Origin of the sequence: Streptomyces sp. NPDC090045 (assembly GCF_044747975.1) — a bacterium.
Lineage (GTDB): Bacteria > Actinomycetota > Actinomycetes > Streptomycetales > Streptomycetaceae > Streptomyces.
The window spans coordinates 98906-114705 of record NZ_JBIVFA010000021.1 but is presented as its reverse complement, the minus strand read 5'-3'; the positions used below and the strand labels follow the sequence as shown (position 1 = coordinate 114705).

Genomic DNA, 15800 nt, shown 5'->3' with positions numbered 1-15800 from the left:
CCGTTCTTCGGCGGCGGGCACCACACGGCTGGCCAACCCCTCGGAGAACTTCATGGACCCGCACGGCCAGTTAGCCCGACGCTTCCCCCTCGTTTCACGCTTCCGGCCCGCCTGCCTTCCCCTTCCCGACCGCGTCCAGACCCTCGTGACGCTCGCCGATTCCGCCACCCCCGGAACAGACCAGGGCCTCGCTTCGGCCGTCTACAACCAGGCCGCCCTCATCGCCTCCGATGTCGGCCTTCCCGACCTCGCCCGCCAGATGTGCCACCAGCACGCCGACGCCTACCTGCACGCCACCCCGCTTCCCGCCATGACCGCGATCCGGGCCCTCGAACCGGTCGTCAACCTCGCACGCCTCCAGATCCGCGCCGGGCACCCCGACGACGGCCTCGACCGTCTCCTGCGCCTCTCCGAAGCCGTCGGCAACGGCACCGCCGACCGATTCGACGACGTGCACGTCCCCGCCGGCATCGCCCAGACCGAAGCCGACCGGCAAGAAGTCCGGGCGTGGCTGTGGCGTGTCCTCCTCGCCGACGGCTCACGCACCCTCACCGGAGCCGGCCGGTGGGCCGAAGCCCTCGCGCACACACGCGAACACCAGGGCATCGGCAAGCGGATGTTCGACGGCCGACAGATCGCCGTCGTCGCCGCCCTCACCAGCGGCGACACCAGCCACGCCGCCGAACTCATCGCCGAGACCGCCGCCGGCGACCCGTGGGAGCACGCCGTCACCGCCTGCCTGCACGCGCTGTGCCATCGGGCCTCCGGCGGCCTGGGCCACTCTCAGGAGAACAAACTCGAGGCCGCGGTCCTCGCCGTCCCCGTCGAGCAGGGCATGACGGTCTTCGACACCAGACTCCGCCTCACGGCCCTGGCCACCATCGCCTCCCCTGCAAGCCCGGCCGCCCAGCGCATCACCAACCAGCTGCACCGCCACATCACCGACGCTCGCGACGGCTTCGCCGCACGGGAAGCGCTGGCCGACCCTCTGTTCACCAAACTGGCCCCTCCGACGCAACTTGCCGCCTGCCGTGACCTCGTCGAGGCCTGCGCCCTGGGCTCTGGCGCCATTCCAGTTCAACTCCGTCGCACCCTGGACGCAGCACTTCAGCGGAGCGACCGCGTGATCCGCGACAGCCTGTCGGCTTCCTGATCCGTCTCCGGTATCGGAGCCCAGCCTGCCAGCCCCACGGACACGCACGAGCCCGGCGACCGTACTGAAGCCCACAATCCCCCGCCCGAGTGACACAGCCCTGTTCGAGCGAGTTTCAACGCCGCCAGCGCAGAGACGCCAAGCCCACCCAGCCAGACCAGAACATTCGTTCACTACTCGCCCCCGATTCGGCCGTGACGCACCCGATCGGGAGCCGTTCTTAGAGCACCAGTACCAGCCGTGCGCCCATCCGGAGGACCCTGTGAATCCGCAGCCGAACCACCTCGAAGCCCCCGCCGCATTCGAACATCTCAGGCCCGTCCCGTACCCGCGCCCGGCGTGCGGGCGCCGTGTTGACGCCCGCTCCTTCGGCGGCCGCGACTCACGACCGGCTGCCGGGAGGGCTGCGTGAGCAAGGACTCGACGGCCGGATCCAGCGCCGCGGGGGTGTCGGATTCCGAGCGGCTCCTCTTCGGCGGTGAGCTCGCCTACGACATCGGATGGGACCGGCACGAGGGCGCCTGGCTCAAGCTCGGGCTCTGGACGATGGCGCGGCAGCTGCCCCGGCTGGTCGGGACCGGCCTGCGGCTCGCCCACCTGGCCGATCCCCGGGCCCTGCGCCTGGTCCTGGCCTCCGAGGCCGGCCGCGGAATCGCCCAGGCGGTCGGCCTGGTCGCGGTCAACAGCGTGCTCGGGCACATCCTCGCGGGCGGCAGCACCAACCAACGGCTTACCCAGGCCGTGCCCGCGCTCACGGTCGTGGCCGTCACGGCGCTCCTCGGTTCTCTGCTGCGCTCGGCTTCGACGGCGGCCACCGGGGCGTTGGAGCCGAAGGTGCAGCGGGTGGCGACCGAGCAGTACCTGGGGCTGGTGCACCGTACGGAGCTCGCGGCGATCGAGGATGACGAGTTCCATCGGCTCCTGGATGCGGCCCGGTACGGGGCGGACTCGGCCCGGCGCATGATCCGCTACTGCACCAACACCTTGAACGCGGCCGTGTCGTTGATCGCCGCGGCCGGCGTGCTGACCGTCCTGCACCCGTTGCTGCTGCCGCTGCTGGTTCTGATGACCCTGCCGAGCGCGTGGAGTTCGCTGATGATCTCCCGCCAGAAGTACATCTCCTTCCACGCCTTCGTGCAGCACGCCCGGGCCGGGCACCTGCTCGGTCAGCTGCTGACGCAGAAGGAAGCGGCGGCGGAAGTCCGCGTCCACGGAGTCGGGTCGTTCCTTCTGGGCCACTTCCGGACCATGGCCGAGACCAGCGAACGGGAGCAGACCCGGCTGGCCCGCCGGGCCGCGCGGATCGGGCTCGTCGCCGACGGCGCCGGCGGCATCGCCACCCTCCTCACGTACGGGGCCCTGGGCGCCCTGCTGTGGGGCGGGGCCATGGACCTCGCGGTCGCGGGCACGGCCGTCCTGGCCATCCGTACCGGCGCGACGAGCCTGGACACGCTGGTGCTGCAGATCACCGAGCTGCACCAGGAGTCGCTGTTCGTGGCCGACTTCGAGCGGCTGTGCCGGGAGGCGAAGACCCGGGCGATCCCCGTCGGCGGGCGGGCGTTGCCCGAGCGGCTGCGGGAGGTCCGGTTCGAGAAGGTCTCCTTCACCTACCCCGGCAGTGGAAGCAGCAGCGGCGACGAACCGGAACCGACGCTGCGCGAGGTGAGCTTGTCGTTCCCGACAGGGAAGATCATCGCGCTGGTGGGTGAGAACGGCTCTGGCAAGTCCACGCTGGTCAGGCTGCTGGCCGGCCTGTACTTGCCGGACGAGGGCAGCGGCACGATCTGGTGGGACGACGTCGACGCCCGCACCGCCGACCGAGACCAGGTCTTCGGCCGCGTCGCGTTGATGTCGCAGGACTTCTACCACTGGCCGTTCACGTTCCGGGTGAACGTCGGCATCGGCCAGCCCGGCCAGGCCATCGACGACCGAGCGGTCGAGGAGGCCGCCGGCTTCTCCGGCGCCGACCAGGTCCTCGACGACCTGCCGCGCGGGCTCGGCACCCTGCTGGCCCGCGGCTACCGCGGTGGCCACCAGATCTCCGGCGGGCAGTGGCAGCGCGTCGGCATCGCGCGCGCCAAGTACAGGCGGGCCGAGATCCTGATCGTGGACGAACCCACCAGCGCCCTCGACGCCGTCGCGGAGCAGCGGGTCTTCGACCAGATCAGGGCCCTGGCCGCGACCACCGGCCAGACGATCGTGCTCATCACCCATCGTCTCCATTCCGTGCGTCATTCGGATCTCATCCACGTCCTCAAGGAGGGCCGGGTCGCCGAGTCGGGCACCTTCGAGGAACTGATGGACACGGCCACGGGCACCGGGGACTTCCGCGACGCCTACCTTGTCCAGGCCGCCGCCTTCGATGCCACGATCCCCACCCAGTCCGCCGGCGACCACGACGTCCTGAGCACCGAGGACCACGCATGACCGCCGCCACCGCAGCTGAGGATGCCGGGGTGAACGCCCGCCTGGTGGCGGGATCCCAAACCACCGAGCCAGGGGCTCCGCTGATGCTCGTGGATGGCCATCATCTCCTCTACCGGGCCCACTTCGGGTTTCCCCGGAGCGTGACCGCGCCCAGCGGGAAGGACCTGACCGGCCTGTTCGGGTTCGTCGCCCTGCCGCGCAAAGCCCACCGCGAGCACTGTCCGGGCCAGGAGGTGTTCGCCGTCTTCGACGCCGAGGACGGCGCCGCCGGCCGCGCTGAGAACGTGCCTGGCTACAAGGCAGCCCGGGCGGGCGCCGACCACAGCCCTGTCGTCTACCTGCCCGCGGTCAAGCAGGCCCTGGACGCGGCCGGGGTGCGGTGGCTGGAGCAGCCCGGCTGCGAAGGGGATGACGTCCTCGCCACCCTGGCCAAGCTCGCCGTCGTCACCGGCCGGGAGGTGATCGTGTTCTCCGGCGACCGCGATCTGTACGGGCTGCTGGACGGGCAGCGGGTGCGCGTCCTCAACACCCAGCTTCCTGCCGGGAGTCAGCTGGTGACGGCTGCAGACGTGGCCGACCGCTTCGGTGTCCATCCGGTGCAGTGGCCTGACTTCCGGGCGCTGACCGGGGACGCTTCCGACGGCATCCTTGGAGTCGCCGGCGTCGGTCCGGTGACCGCCAGGCAGCTCCTTGCCGGTGGTCGCCGCCTGGAGGACCTGCCCGAGACCGCGTCGGGGCGGGCCGGGACAGGGCTGGCCAAGGCCCGCGCACGGTGGCCGGAGGTCTTGGCCTGGCGGGCAGCACTCCGTCTGAATGCGCACGTCCCGGTTCCTGACGACCTGCTCACCGGCCGGCCCACCCCGGATCTGGTGCCGGCGAGCCAACTGCTGACGGAGGCCGGACTGTGGTGACGCTGCCCGGCCCCCGGCCTTCTGCCCGCGGTAAGGCGCCCGCGCTCGGGCCAGGGTTCAGGCTGTACCTGAGCGGGGAGTCCGCCGGGCTGGTGGGGACATCGGTGCACCTGGTGGCCTTGCCCACGCTCGCCGTCCTCGAACTGGACGCGACGGCCGGGCAGGCCGCTCTGCTCGCCTCCCTGGCTCACCTGCCCACCTTCCTCCTGGCCCTCCCGGCCGGCGGCATCGTCGACCGGTACAGCAAGCGGGCCCTGCTGGTGGGAACCAACCTGGCGGGCGCCGCGGTCGTCACGGTGGTGCCCGTGGCGGCGCTGGCCGGGGTGCTGTCGATGCCCGTGCTGTACGGGGTCGCGCTGGTCCTGGGCGCGGTGTCCGTGCTGCACCAGGCGGCGGCCATCGCGATCGTCCCGCAGCTGGTCGAGCCCACCCTGCTGCACCGGGCCAATGCCCGGGTGGGTGCCGCGTTCGGGGCCGCGGACACGGCCGGAACCTCCCTCGGCACCGCCGTCGTCGCTGCCGTCGGCGCGGCCAGGGCCTTCTGGCTGGACGCCCTGTCGTACCTGGTGTCCGCATGCTGCGCAGCCCGTATTCCGGAGCCCGGCCGACCAGCAGCGGACGAGAGCCGGCCCCGACGGCGGTTGGCCGGGGAGATCTGGGAGGGGCTGGCCTACACCGCGCGGACTCCACTGGTACGGGATCTCGTCCTCGCGCTGACCTTGACCGGTGTCGGCGTCGGTGTGACCGGCGCTCTGTTTGCGTACTACCTGCTGACCGCGCTGGAGGCGGGACCGACCGGACTGGGGATCGTGATGGGCGTCTCCGGCGCGGGCGCGCTCGCCGGCGCCCTGGTGGCCCCGCGGATCGTGTCCCGCTTCGGCCCCGGCCCCACCCTGCTCGCCGGATTCGCCACCTGCCCGGCGGCAGGCGTGCCGCTGCTGGTCGCCGGTCCCGGGCCGGTCTGGCTGGCGGTGCTCGCCGCGGCGGGTGCCCTTCAACTCGCCGCGGCGGCCGTGGCAGGGACCACGCAAAGGTCGGTACGTCAGCAGATCTGCCCACCGCAGCTGCAGGCGCGGGCGCAGCAGACCTCCACCTGGCTGGTCTCCGGGAGCAAGCCGTTCGCGGCCCTGGCCGCGGGCGCGGTGGCCACTGCCTACGGGGTCCGGGCGGCGCTGGCCGCCGGGACGCTGCTGTTGGTGCTTCCGGTGCCGGTGTTGTGGCGCTCCCCCGTCAGTCGCCTGACCGTCATGCCCGTGCCCTCTGCCTCCGACGACGACTCCGCTCTCGTCGGCCGGGAGCAGCCGCCCGCCGACGCCGATCAACCAGCGCCACGCCCATGACGTCGCCGACTCCTCATCCCGCCGTCCCACCGACCTGTGAGGCCCCTCTTGCCACCCTCCCGCTCACACATCCACGATCTCGTCACCGCCTACCTGGAACGGCACCCGGCTGAAGCGCCGCTGCTGGCACCTCTGTTGCGGCTGCTGGACGAAGACGCCGAGCCCACGAGCCGCTCGACCATGCCGGGGCACATCACGTGCAGCGCGGTCGTCGTCGACCACGACCGCCGTGTCCTGCACGTCCAGCACAACGTCTTCAGGCTGCTGCTGGCACCCGGCGGGCACGTTGAGGCAGGGGATCGCTCGCTGCTGGAAGCGTCGCTGCGCGAGGTCCACGAGGAGGCCGGCATCCCGCCCGGCGCCCTGTGTGCCACCGCCGCCTGCGGGAGCCTGCCCATCGACATCGACGTCTTCGACATCGACGCCAACCCGGTCAAGGGCGAAGGCGCGCACCAGCACTGGGATTTCCGCTTCGTCTTCCAGCTTGTGGACAGGGACGTTGAGGTCACGGTGCAGCCGGAGGAGGTCTCGGCCGCCGAGTGGCTCGCCTTCGACGAGGTCACGGCCCTGCCGCTGCGGGCGAAGCTCTGTGCCTCCGGGCTCGACGGCCGTATCGAGCCGGTCAACGCCTCGGCGTTGATCCACGACGGGCAGGGCCGCTACCTGCTGCACCTGCGTGATGATCTGCCCGGCATCTGGGAGCCCGGGGCCTGGGCGCTGCTCGGCGGGGGCCGTGAGCCGGGCGACACCTCGCTCGAAGAGACCGTCCGCCGTGAACTGCGGGAGGAAGCCGGGCTCGCGCCGGGCGTCGTGGAGCCGTTCGCCGTCGAGCTCGCCACCGGCACCGACGGCCTGACCGTGCCGGTGCAGGTGTTCACCGCCCAGTGGAACGGCGACCCCGCCGGCCTGCCGCTCACCGAGGGCGTGATGCTGGCCTGGTTCCACCCCGACGCCATGGCGCGCCTGCGGCTGAGCCCCTCCACCCTGGACCTCGTACGCCGGCACGCCCAGCACGCCGCCCGCAGCACGACGGTGCCCCAGGGCGGAGCCCTCAGGCCGGACAGGCCGAAGGCGGGCAGCACCAGCGTTCCGCACATCGTCGGCGTTCACCTCTACCTGGAGCGCGACGGCCAGGTGCTGCTCGGCCTGCGGCACCCCGGCTCCGCGTACGCCGGCGGCAATCACCACTTCCTGGCCGGGCACTGCGAGCAGGAGTCCGCGGTGGCCTGCCTGGTCCGCGAGGCGGAGGAGGAGGCCGGGCTGCTCATCAACCCGGCCGACGTCGAGCTCGCGCACGTGGTGCACATGGTGGACAAGCCCGGAGACCAGCCCAGAATCGGGTTCGTCTTCCGTGCCCGGCAGTGGACGGGGACACCCGAGGTCCGGGAGCCGGACTGTTGCGTCTCCTGGGACTGGTGGCCTGCCGACGCCCTCCCCGAGCCGACCGTCCCCTACACCCGCGCGGCGATCGAAGGCATCCGAGCCGGTCGCCCCTACACCGAGCTCGGCTGGGCCTGACCGCCCCGCACCCCACCCACCCCCATCCTGTTCGAGGAGTCGTACGTGCTCGATCCCCTTGTACCGCCCGCCCGAACCGGAATCTCCCCCGAGGAGAGGGCGGCGGTCGCGCGGGCGGAGATGGTCACCGGGCTGGAGGCCTCCGGCCATCTCCGGCCTGGGCCGGTCCGGGACGCGTTCCTCGCGGTGCGGCGGGAGGTCCTGATGCCGCAGGCCTACGTGCGGCGCAGCGGGCCGGACGAGACTCCGCCGCGCTGGGACCTGCTCGACTGGGCCGTACCCGAGGACCAGGAGGAACTGCTCGGGCTGATGTATGGCAGGGAGAGCGTGCCGATCCAGCACGACGGCGAGCCGATTCTGGGCCGGGTGCCGGGCCCGCGGTCGGGCGGAGCGATGACGGCGATGTCCAGCACGGTCGGCATGACCGTCGCCCGCCTCCAGCACCTCGACGTGCGGCCGGGCCAGCGGGTTCTGGACATCGGGACCGGAGCGGGGGTGACGGCGGCCGTCGCGTGCCTGATCGCCGGGGATGCCGGGGTGGTCACCATGGACAGGGACGAGCACGTCACCGCCGCCGCCCGCGAGCGGCTTGCTCTGCTCGGTCACCGGCCGACGGTCGTGACGGGGGAAGGCCAGGATGGATGGCTACCGGGAGCCGAGTACGACCGGATCTTCGTGTCGTACGCCGTCACCCGGGTGCCGGAGGCCTGGCCGCAGCAGCTGGCCGCCGGCGGGCTCGCGCTGGCGAGCCTGTCGACGTCCTCGCCGTCCTGGCCGGGCCTGGCCGTCATCACCAAGACCGCCACCGGACGGACGCAGGCCCGCCTGGAAGCGGTGAAGCTCGGGCACCGTGCCGGCCACGGCTGGAAGCAGATCTTCCTCAACGCCCGCTTCCGGGAACAGATCGATGCCGCGGATGGCGGCAGCACACGTGCCACCCGCACGGGTCCGCCGTCGGACGAGGCGCGGGGGATGTGGCTGGCCCTGGACCACCTGTACCCCGGCCTCGTGCGGAACTGGGCCGCCGACCACCTGGTCGTCGGTGCGCCCGACTGCGGCTCCTGGGTCACCGCCCGCCCGGACGACACGGGGACCTGGGCGGTCACGGGCTGCGGGCCCCGCGACATCTGGGCGGAGATCCAGGACACCGCCACCCGCTGGCAGGCGGCCGGATCCCCGTCCTCGTACCAGCTGCACCTCGCCACGGACGGAACCCAGTGGGTCAGTGCCGGAACCGGGCCGGTCGAGTTGTCCTGGCCACTGTTCGCCGCCCCGAATCCGGCGACAACCGTCCCGGCGCAAGCCCCCGATCCCGGCCTGTCACCGAAGGAGACCACCTCATGACCTCGCCCACCCCCGCTGTCATCACGCCGCGGTCCGGCGGCTGCCAGTGCGGCAAGATCCAGTTCACCGTCTCCGGACAGCCCGACTACCCCCACACCTGCAGTTGTGAAGACTGCCAGAGGCTGTCGGGGGCACCGATGATGTCGTGGGTCTCCTTCCCCGTCGACGGCCTGGCATGGAGCAGCGGAGAACCGTCGTGGCATTACACGTGGCCGGACTCCAAGCGTGGCTTCTGCCCGAACTGCGGCAGCCAGGTCTGCGCCCTCGACGACGGGGCCACCAGCATCGCGGTCACTCTCTCCGCGCTGGGCAACCCGCCCGACCTGGCACCGGTCAACCAGAGCTTCCGCGAGAACGCCGTGCCCTGGCTGGTCCAGGTCCCCGACACCCGCGCCCGCGCCCGCGCCCGCAGCTGAGCACCACGCCCGTACCACGAGATCGGAGACCTGTGTCCCTGTTCGACTCGGTGGACCACCATTACGCCCGCTACCGCCCCAGGCTGCCCGACCAGGTCGTCCGGCTCCTGGCCCTCGAATTGGAGGGGGCGGAGACGCCCACGCTGCTGGACCTGGGCGCCGGCACCGGACAGGTCGCCCTCTCCCTGCTCCCCGCCCTGCCTTCCACGGCCCATCTGGACCTCGTCGACCAAGAGGAGGGCATGCTCCGCACGGCGCTCAACGAGCTCCGACCACACCTGGGCGGACGCACCGCCACCGTGCACGCAGTCCCGGCCGAGGAGTTCGTCCCCGCCCAACCCGGATACCAGGCCGATCTGATCACCTGCTGCCGTGCGTTCCACTGGATGGACCGCCCCGCAGTGCTGACCATGGCCGACCGGGTGGCTGCATCGCACGCCGCCGTCGCGGTCATGGGCGACGGCAGCCTCTGGACCTACCAGGCCGATTGGGCCATCGCGCTCAGGGGCCTGATCCAGTCCCACCTCGGCAAAGACCGCCGCGCAGGCACCACCGGCAGCTACCGCCAGCCCGGCCGCCGCTACGAAGATGATTTGGCCGACTCCGCGTTCTGCGAAATCACCGAGCACCGCTTCCTCTTCAACCGCGCCTGGACGCCCCGCGGCGTCCTGGGCTACCTGCGGTCCACCAGCTTCGCCAGGCCCGACCTCTTCGCCGACCACCCCGGATTCGAGGAACAGGCTGGGGCCCTCCTCCAGCGGCACGCCCAGGACGGAGTCCTGCACGAAGACGGCGCATTCACCGTGCTGCTCGCCCGCCGCCCCGAGGTGTCGCGATGAGCGGCGGGGCCCGGCACACCGTGCCGGTCGACGTCCACCTCATCCTGCGCCGCAACGGCGAAAGCGGCCCGGAGGTGCTGCTGTCCCGCCGAGCCGGACCCGTGTACGCGTCGGGCCTGTGGCATCTCCCGTCCGGGCACCTCGACCCCGACGAGGACATGGTCGAGGCTGTGATCCGGGAGGCCCGCGAGGAAACGGGCGTCCTGATCGCGGTGGAAGACGTGACCGCGGCAGTCACCGTCCACCACCGCCCACCGGCGGGATCCCGTTCCCGCCTCGGCGTCTTCTTCGAGGTACGCCAATGGGCGGAGCGGCCTCGGATCATGGAGCCGGACCGGTGCAACGACATGGACTGGTACCCGCTGGACGCCCTGCCCGCGCCGATGGTGGCGTACTGCCGGGCCGGTCTGGACGCCTACCGCGCCGGTCTGCCGGCCGCAGTGCACTTCCAGCAGCCCGGGGACGCCGTCGAGCACGGCCCGGACGGCCCCGACCGCACCCGTCTCGTGGCCGGACCGCCCGCCGGAGGGCCGGAACTGCCCTACCGGCTGCGTGTGTTCGCCGAGCAGGCCATCGGCCGGATCGCGCAAGCGGAGGAGGTGTCCTGGGTCCGCACCGGCAGCCGGGTGTGGCGGCTCACCGGGCCCGGGGGTGGCACCTGGTACCTGAAACGACACCGCGGGGCGAAGTTCCACGGCCGGGAGGTGGCCGCGTACCGGTCCTGGGTGTCGGCGCTCGGGCCGCGGGCTCCCCGTCTCGTAGCGGCCGACACCGCGGCGCAGGCCGTCGTTGTCAGCGCGCTGTCCGGGCGCCCGCTGCACGGCATGGTCCTCGACGCCGCCGACGAGGCGCGCGTCCAGCACGCTCTGGGCCGTCTCACCAGCGCACTCCACCGCGGCGCACCCGAGCGGCCCGCCGAATCCGCCACGGCCGCCGAAAAGATCAAACGCCATCTGGAAGGCGCTCGACCGTACCTGGCCGACGGGGACGAGGACCTGGTCCTCGCCCTGGCTCGCGCCTTCGCGGACCTTCCCCGGCCCGTGCTCGTGCCCACGCACGGGGACCTGCAGTACCGCAACGTCCTGCTCGGCGACGACGGCGAACCGCTGCTGTTCGACTTCGAGCGGTCCGAGTACAACACCGCGACGCGGGACATGGTGCGGCTGAGCGACACCTGGACCGGCCGTCCTGACCTGCACGCCGCGTTCCTCGACGGCTACGGCAGACAGCTCACCCCCGCCGAGGAGCTGCGCCTGGACTGCGAGGCCGGCTTCGACGCCGTCTCCGGCATCGCCTATGGCACCAGCCACGGCGACCCCGAGGTGACCGAACGCGGCCACCGCACCCTGCGCCGACTCCACGCGACCCGGCGCCCATAACGCGTGGGGCACCCGCCCCCTTCGAGGAAGGAACCCCGTGCCCGAACCCCGCCTCGCCACCCCTGCCGATGCCGCAGAAATCGCCCGCCTCCGCTCGGAGAACATCCTCAGCGAACCCCTCGACGAAGCCTGGCTCACCACCTGCGCCAACCAGCTCGCCTTACGCCTCCAGGACGGCGGTGACGCCCGCGCGTACGTCGTCGACTCCCCCACCGGCGGACTCGCCACCTGCGCCCTCGGCCTGGTCCACGCCGTCCTGCCGGCCCCGAAGTACCCCAAGGGACTGGCCGTGCGGATCCACGCGGTCGCCACCGACCCCGACCACCGGCGCCACGGCTACGCCAAGGCCGCGCTCACCGCACTCCTAAACCACCTGGAACGCGACGGCGTCACCCTCTACGAGCTGTACGCCAGCGCCGGATCCGCCCCACTGTACGAGCAGCTCGGCTTCGCCGCCGACCCGGCACTGATGCGCATGACCCGCTTCCCCGCCCCGGCCAAAGGGAGCGGATCGTGAGCAAGAAGTGGCTTCCCCCAGAGGAGTTCGCCGCGACGCTGCCGCACGCCACGATCTTTGGTGCCGTGTTCTTCACCGACGAGGACAACCGGCCGGTCCAGCTGCGCGCCACATACTCCAGCGCCCACCCCTGGCAGTGGCCGGGCGGCATCGCCGAGGCCGGCGAGCGTCCGTGGGAGACCGCCGTGCGTGAGTGCCGCGAGGAGACCGGAATCCACCTGGTGGGACCGCCGAGGCTCCTGGCCACAGTGTTCGGGTTGCCAGGTAAGGACTGGCCGTTGGCCACGGTCGGCTTCGTCTTCGATGGCGGACGGCTCCCTACCGGGCAGCTCGCCGAGATCGTGCTGGACCCCGACGAGCACGACCAGGTCTGTGCCCTGACCGTCCCCGAGTGGCAGGAGCTGATGCCGGGACGCGACCACGCCCGGCTCGAGGCCGTGATGGGCGCCCGCCACGCCGGGATCCCGGCGTACTTCGACACCTGGGACTGGGAGGCCTAGATGAGCATCGTCCTGATGTCCGACCCGCGGGTCGCCGCGATCCCCGTAGCGGAGAACGGCGAACCTCTCGCCGATATCCGCGCCGGCGGAGAACTCCTCCTCGATGACCGCCGCTCCGATCCCGCGTACGCCTTCGCACACCTCCGCTCCGGCGTCCTCGGCCGGCTGCTGCACGCCCAGACCCTGCTGCCCGACGACCTGCGCCTGCTCGTCGTCGAAGGGTTCCGGCCCCCGGCACTCCAGCAGCGGTACTTCGAGGAGTACACGGCCGAGCTCCGCGCCACCAACACGGGCTGGAGCGCGGAGGAGCTGAGGGCGCAGGCGAGCCGGTACGTGTCACCTCCTGAGATCGCCCCGCACAGCGTCGGCGCGGCCGTCGACCTGACACTCGTCACCGCGGACGGCGCCGAACTGGACATGGGCACGCGCATCAACGCCACGCCGGAAGAAAGTGGGGGCGGCTGCTACACCCTCGCCAACGACCTCTCCCACCAGGCCCGGCTGCACCGCGCCACCCTGAGCCTCGCGCTCACGGCCGCCGGGCTCGTCAACTACCCGACCGAGTGGTGGCACTGGTCCTTCGGCGACCGCTACTGGGCCCTGATGACCGACCAACCGGAAGCCCTCTACGGACCCGCCTCCCAGCACCCCGCCGATCCCTCCTGAGCCACCTGACGAAAGGCAGCACGCACCGCATGAGCACCACGCACACCGCGCTGGACTGGCACGCACACTACGAGGCCGGCCGCGACTTCAGCCCGCTGACCGACACCGAGAAGACCGTCCTGACCGAGCACCTGGCCCTGCCGGAGGACACCCAAGGGGCCCGAGCCTTGGACGTCGCCTGCGGGACCGGCGAACTCGCCCGCTTCCTCGCCACGGCCGGGTACCGGGTCGACGCCGTTGACTGGGCCCGCTCCGCCGTCGAGCGCGCCACCGAGTTGGCCTCGGCGGGTGTCGTCTGCCGCCAGATCAACATCACGGGCGGGGACCTCTCCTCCCTCCGCCCGGCCGGTAGCGGCTATCGACTCATCACCATGCGCCGGGCCCTGGCCCACCTGCCCGACCGCACCCGCACAGTCGCCGAACTCGCCGCCCTGCTCGACGAGGAGGGCACGCTGTGCGTGATCACCCCGCACGCCGACCGGTACTCGGAGGAGCTGCGCGGGATCTGCCTGGACGATGCCGAGATCGACCTCCTCACCAACGGCTGGCAGCATGCCGAGCGCGTCGAGGCCGGCGACTCCACCGTCCTGCTGCTGCGCGGGCCTAAGAGCGACCCAGTCGCCTACAGCGAGAAGCGGGCCCCGAAGCCGGCCGCCATGGCCGGTGTCGCGGTCGTCGTCACCAACGAGCACGGGCAGGTCCTCCTCGGCTGGAACCCCTCCCGCGCCGTGTGGGAACTGCCTGCGGGCAAGGTGGAGCCGGGCGAGGCGTTCGAGGCCACCGCGGTACGCGAACTCGAGGAAGAGGCAGGCCTGCACGCCCAGCCGGAGTCAGTGCTCCTGCTGGGCACGTTGTGCGACGCCGCCCACGGATTTACCCGGATCACCGAGATCGCCCGCATCACCGACTACACCGGCGAGCCGACCGTCCGGGAGCCCGAGTTGATCAGCCGGTGGGAGTGGCATACCCCCTTCGCCGTGCGGAACCTGCCGCAGCCGCTGTTCACGGCTTCCGCTCAAGCCCTGAACGTGGTGTGGCCGGGCCTGCTGCCCGATGTCCCGCCCGCGCACCACACGCCCAGGCCCTCCGGAGACGTGTCGCTGACGTTCACAGAACCGGCCACAGCCGTCCGTCTCCGCGAGCAGTTGGTCCGGGACCTCACAGAAACCGGGTGGACCGACACCCCCGAGCTGCGGCGGGCGTTCACGACGGTGCCCCGGCACGCCTTCCTGCCCGAGCAGCCGCTCGCCCAGGCGTACGTCAACGAGGCGGTGGCCACCGTATTCGACAGCACTGGGCGGTCGACGAGTTCGGTGTCCCAGCCCGAAATGCAGGCGGCCATGCTGCGCCGGGCCAACCTCCGACCGGGCGACAACGTCCTGGAGATCGGAGGCGGCGGCTACAACGCGTCCCTGATCGCCGAACTCGTCAGCCCATCCGGGTCGGTGGTGTGCGTGGAGATCGACCCCTACGTACACATCCGCACGGAGCGCTTCCTGGCCGAGACCGGGTACGCGGACCGGGTCCGGCTCGTCCTCGGCGACGGCACCCACGGAGCCCCCGGGCACCTGATCCCGGAGAACGGCTTCGACGCCATCATCGTCACGGTCGCCTCGAACGACCTGCCCTGGCGCTGGACCAGCCAGCTCGCGGAAGGCAGGCACCTGGTTGTGCCGCTGCGGATCGGCGGCTTCACCCGAGCCGCCGGGCTTCGCAAACAGGACTCAATGCTGGTCTCCACGGAAATCAGCCCGTGCGGGTTCGTCCCCATGCAGGGCGCCGGCCGTTGGGACGACAGCCCGACCGTCATCGGGGACACCGGCTACGGGATCCGCTGGGAAGACACTCCGCCTGCCCCGCTCGACGGCCTGGACCGCGCCCTCGCCGCAGGCGGGCTGGAGCTGTGGACCGGGGTGACGGTGCGCGGCGGCGAGTCGCTCGAAGACCTGCAGCTGTGGCTGGCCACCTCACTGGGCGGCTTTTGCCGGATGGACGGCAATCCGGACCGCCCGGGCCCGGTGCGACTGCCGAAGAGGTCAGGCGCCGAAGCCGTCATCCTCGGCCGGTCGCTGGCCTGCCTGATGACGGAACGACGTGAGCACGACGACGCCAAGGGCACGTCTACGTGGGAGTTCGGGGTCCAGGGATTCGGACCGGACGGCAAGACCGCCGCGGACACCATCGCCGCGGCAGTCCGCACCTGGGACCGGGAACTGCGGGGCCGGGCCACGCCCCGGTTGACGGTGATGCCCGCAGGCACCGCCGACTCCGCGCTGCCCGCCGGGGACGTCGTGGAGAAGAGCGACTGCCGCATCGTGATCGGCTGGCCGGACCGTGACGAGGCCGCCGACCCCGCCGTTGGACGGAACACGACACGAGGGAGCTCCGACGAGCAGTGATCATCTGGATCAACAGGGCCGGCTCGTCAGGAACAAGATCAGCACTCACCCGGACACCCTGTCGACCAAGATCGTCGAACACAAGACCCGCAGCTCGACTCATTCTGAAACGATCAGTTTGTCCAGGTACCGCTTCTCCAGTTCACTGTGGATGGTGTCAAGAAGGTCGATGCGTGCCCTCGCCTGCGAGAGCTGCTCCTGGATCTCCGCTTTGGCGTTTTCCGGATCTATGGGCAGCACGGCGCGCATCAGGTATCAGGTGGAGAACCTCCACGCGCGCAGCCTCTTCGGTCGCGGCCTGAGGCATCCGGACGACGACGTTGTAGGCGTCGACTTCCGAGATGGCCCATTCGCCGTCCCCTTCCTTAACAGCCCAGATGACCGTGCGGGT

At 71.6% G+C, this 15800-nt stretch carries 14 protein-coding genes; 13 read left to right on the top strand and 1 reads right to left on the bottom strand.

Translation table 11 applies throughout. From position 1 onward, the window contains the following. Positions 1 to 52 precede the first annotated feature (52 nt). The 13 genes from ACIPYQ_RS37465 to fxlM all read left to right on the top strand — a co-directional run bounded on the left by ACIPYQ_RS37465 (position 53) and on the right by fxlM (position 15409). On the top strand, positions 53 to 1153 hold the full coding sequence (locus ACIPYQ_RS37465) for a hypothetical protein (RefSeq protein WP_401258735.1): 1101 nt from the start codon (positions 53 to 55) through the stop codon (positions 1151 to 1153). A gap of 408 nt (positions 1154 to 1561) precedes the next feature. Next, positions 1562 to 3580, top strand: coding sequence for an ABC transporter ATP-binding protein (locus ACIPYQ_RS37460; RefSeq protein ID WP_401258715.1), 2019 nt, complete (start codon positions 1562 to 1564; stop codon positions 3578 to 3580). Next, on the top strand, positions 3577 to 4491 hold the full coding sequence (locus tag ACIPYQ_RS37455; protein ID WP_401258714.1) for a 5'-3' exonuclease H3TH domain-containing protein: 915 nt from the start codon (positions 3577 to 3579) through the stop codon (positions 4489 to 4491). Before ACIPYQ_RS37460 ends, ACIPYQ_RS37455 begins: the two co-directional genes overlap by 4 nt. Next, complete coding sequence (locus ACIPYQ_RS37450) at positions 4485 to 5831, top strand: MFS transporter (protein ID WP_401258713.1); 1347 nt, start codon at positions 4485 to 4487, stop codon at positions 5829 to 5831. The genes ACIPYQ_RS37455 and ACIPYQ_RS37450 overlap by 7 nt, the downstream gene beginning before the upstream one ends. 48 nt (positions 5832 to 5879) lie before the next feature. Next, entirely contained in the window at positions 5880 to 7349 is a 1470-nt protein-coding gene (locus tag ACIPYQ_RS37445; protein WP_401258712.1) for an NUDIX domain-containing protein, read from the top strand. A 45-nt stretch (positions 7350 to 7394) separates the two neighbouring features. Further along, positions 7395 to 8693, top strand: a complete 1299-nt coding sequence (locus tag ACIPYQ_RS37440) for a protein-L-isoaspartate O-methyltransferase (protein ID WP_401258711.1) — start codon at positions 7395 to 7397, stop codon at positions 8691 to 8693. Next, complete coding sequence (locus ACIPYQ_RS37435) at positions 8690 to 9109, top strand: GFA family protein (RefSeq protein WP_401258709.1); 420 nt, start codon at positions 8690 to 8692, stop codon at positions 9107 to 9109. The genes ACIPYQ_RS37440 and ACIPYQ_RS37435 overlap by 4 nt, the downstream gene beginning before the upstream one ends. 32 nt (positions 9110 to 9141) lie before the next feature. After that, complete coding sequence (locus ACIPYQ_RS37430) at positions 9142 to 9948, top strand: class I SAM-dependent methyltransferase (RefSeq protein WP_401258708.1); 807 nt, start codon at positions 9142 to 9144, stop codon at positions 9946 to 9948. Next, on the top strand, positions 9945 to 11327 hold the full coding sequence (locus tag ACIPYQ_RS37425) for an NUDIX domain-containing protein (RefSeq protein ID WP_401258707.1): 1383 nt from the start codon (positions 9945 to 9947) through the stop codon (positions 11325 to 11327). The genes ACIPYQ_RS37430 and ACIPYQ_RS37425 overlap by 4 nt, the downstream gene beginning before the upstream one ends. A 37-nt stretch (positions 11328 to 11364) precedes the next feature. Continuing rightward, positions 11365 to 11844: a GNAT family N-acetyltransferase gene (locus ACIPYQ_RS37420; protein WP_401258706.1), complete on the top strand. Its 480-nt coding sequence runs from the start codon at positions 11365 to 11367 to the stop codon at positions 11842 to 11844. Next, on the top strand, positions 11841 to 12344 hold the full coding sequence (locus ACIPYQ_RS37415) for an NUDIX domain-containing protein (RefSeq protein ID WP_401258704.1): 504 nt from the start codon (positions 11841 to 11843) through the stop codon (positions 12342 to 12344). The genes ACIPYQ_RS37420 and ACIPYQ_RS37415 overlap by 4 nt, the downstream gene beginning before the upstream one ends. Continuing rightward, positions 12345 to 13010 (top strand): M15 family metallopeptidase, encoded by a 666-nt coding sequence (locus ACIPYQ_RS37410; RefSeq protein WP_401258703.1) that lies wholly within the window; start codon positions 12345 to 12347, stop codon positions 13008 to 13010. 29 nt (positions 13011 to 13039) lie between these two features. Next, positions 13040 to 15409, top strand: a complete 2370-nt coding sequence (gene fxlM / locus ACIPYQ_RS37405) for a methyltransferase, FxLD system (RefSeq protein ID WP_401258701.1) — start codon at positions 13040 to 13042, stop codon at positions 15407 to 15409. Positions 15410 to 15508: 99 nt separating this feature from the next. Here the strand turns inward: fxlM and ACIPYQ_RS37400 are convergent, their stop codons facing one another. Then, positions 15509 to 15658: a hypothetical protein gene (locus tag ACIPYQ_RS37400; protein ID WP_401258699.1), complete on the bottom strand. Its 150-nt coding sequence runs from the start codon at positions 15656 to 15658 to the stop codon at positions 15509 to 15511. Positions 15659 to 15800 lie beyond the last annotated feature (142 nt).

Excerpts from the sequence above, each read along its gene's own strand:
- ACIPYQ_RS37465 (WP_401258735.1), top strand. The coding sequence starts at position 53 with ATGGACCCGCACGGCCAGTTAGCCCGACGCTTCCCCCTCGTTTCACGC.
- ACIPYQ_RS37455 (WP_401258714.1), top strand. The coding sequence starts at position 3,577 with ATGACCGCCGCCACCGCAGCTGAGGATGCCGGGGTGAACGCCCGCCTG.
- ACIPYQ_RS37435 (WP_401258709.1), top strand. The coding sequence starts at position 8,690 with ATGACCTCGCCCACCCCCGCTGTCATCACGCCGCGGTCCGGCGGCTGC.
- ACIPYQ_RS37425 (WP_401258707.1), top strand. The coding sequence starts at position 9,945 with ATGAGCGGCGGGGCCCGGCACACCGTGCCGGTCGACGTCCACCTCATC.
- ACIPYQ_RS37410 (WP_401258703.1), top strand. The coding sequence starts at position 12,345 with ATGAGCATCGTCCTGATGTCCGACCCGCGGGTCGCCGCGATCCCCGTA.
- fxlM (WP_401258701.1), top strand. The coding sequence starts at position 13,040 with ATGAGCACCACGCACACCGCGCTGGACTGGCACGCACACTACGAGGCC.
- ACIPYQ_RS37400 (WP_401258699.1), bottom strand. The coding sequence starts at position 15,658 with ATGCGCGCCGTGCTGCCCATAGATCCGGAAAACGCCAAAGCGGAGATC.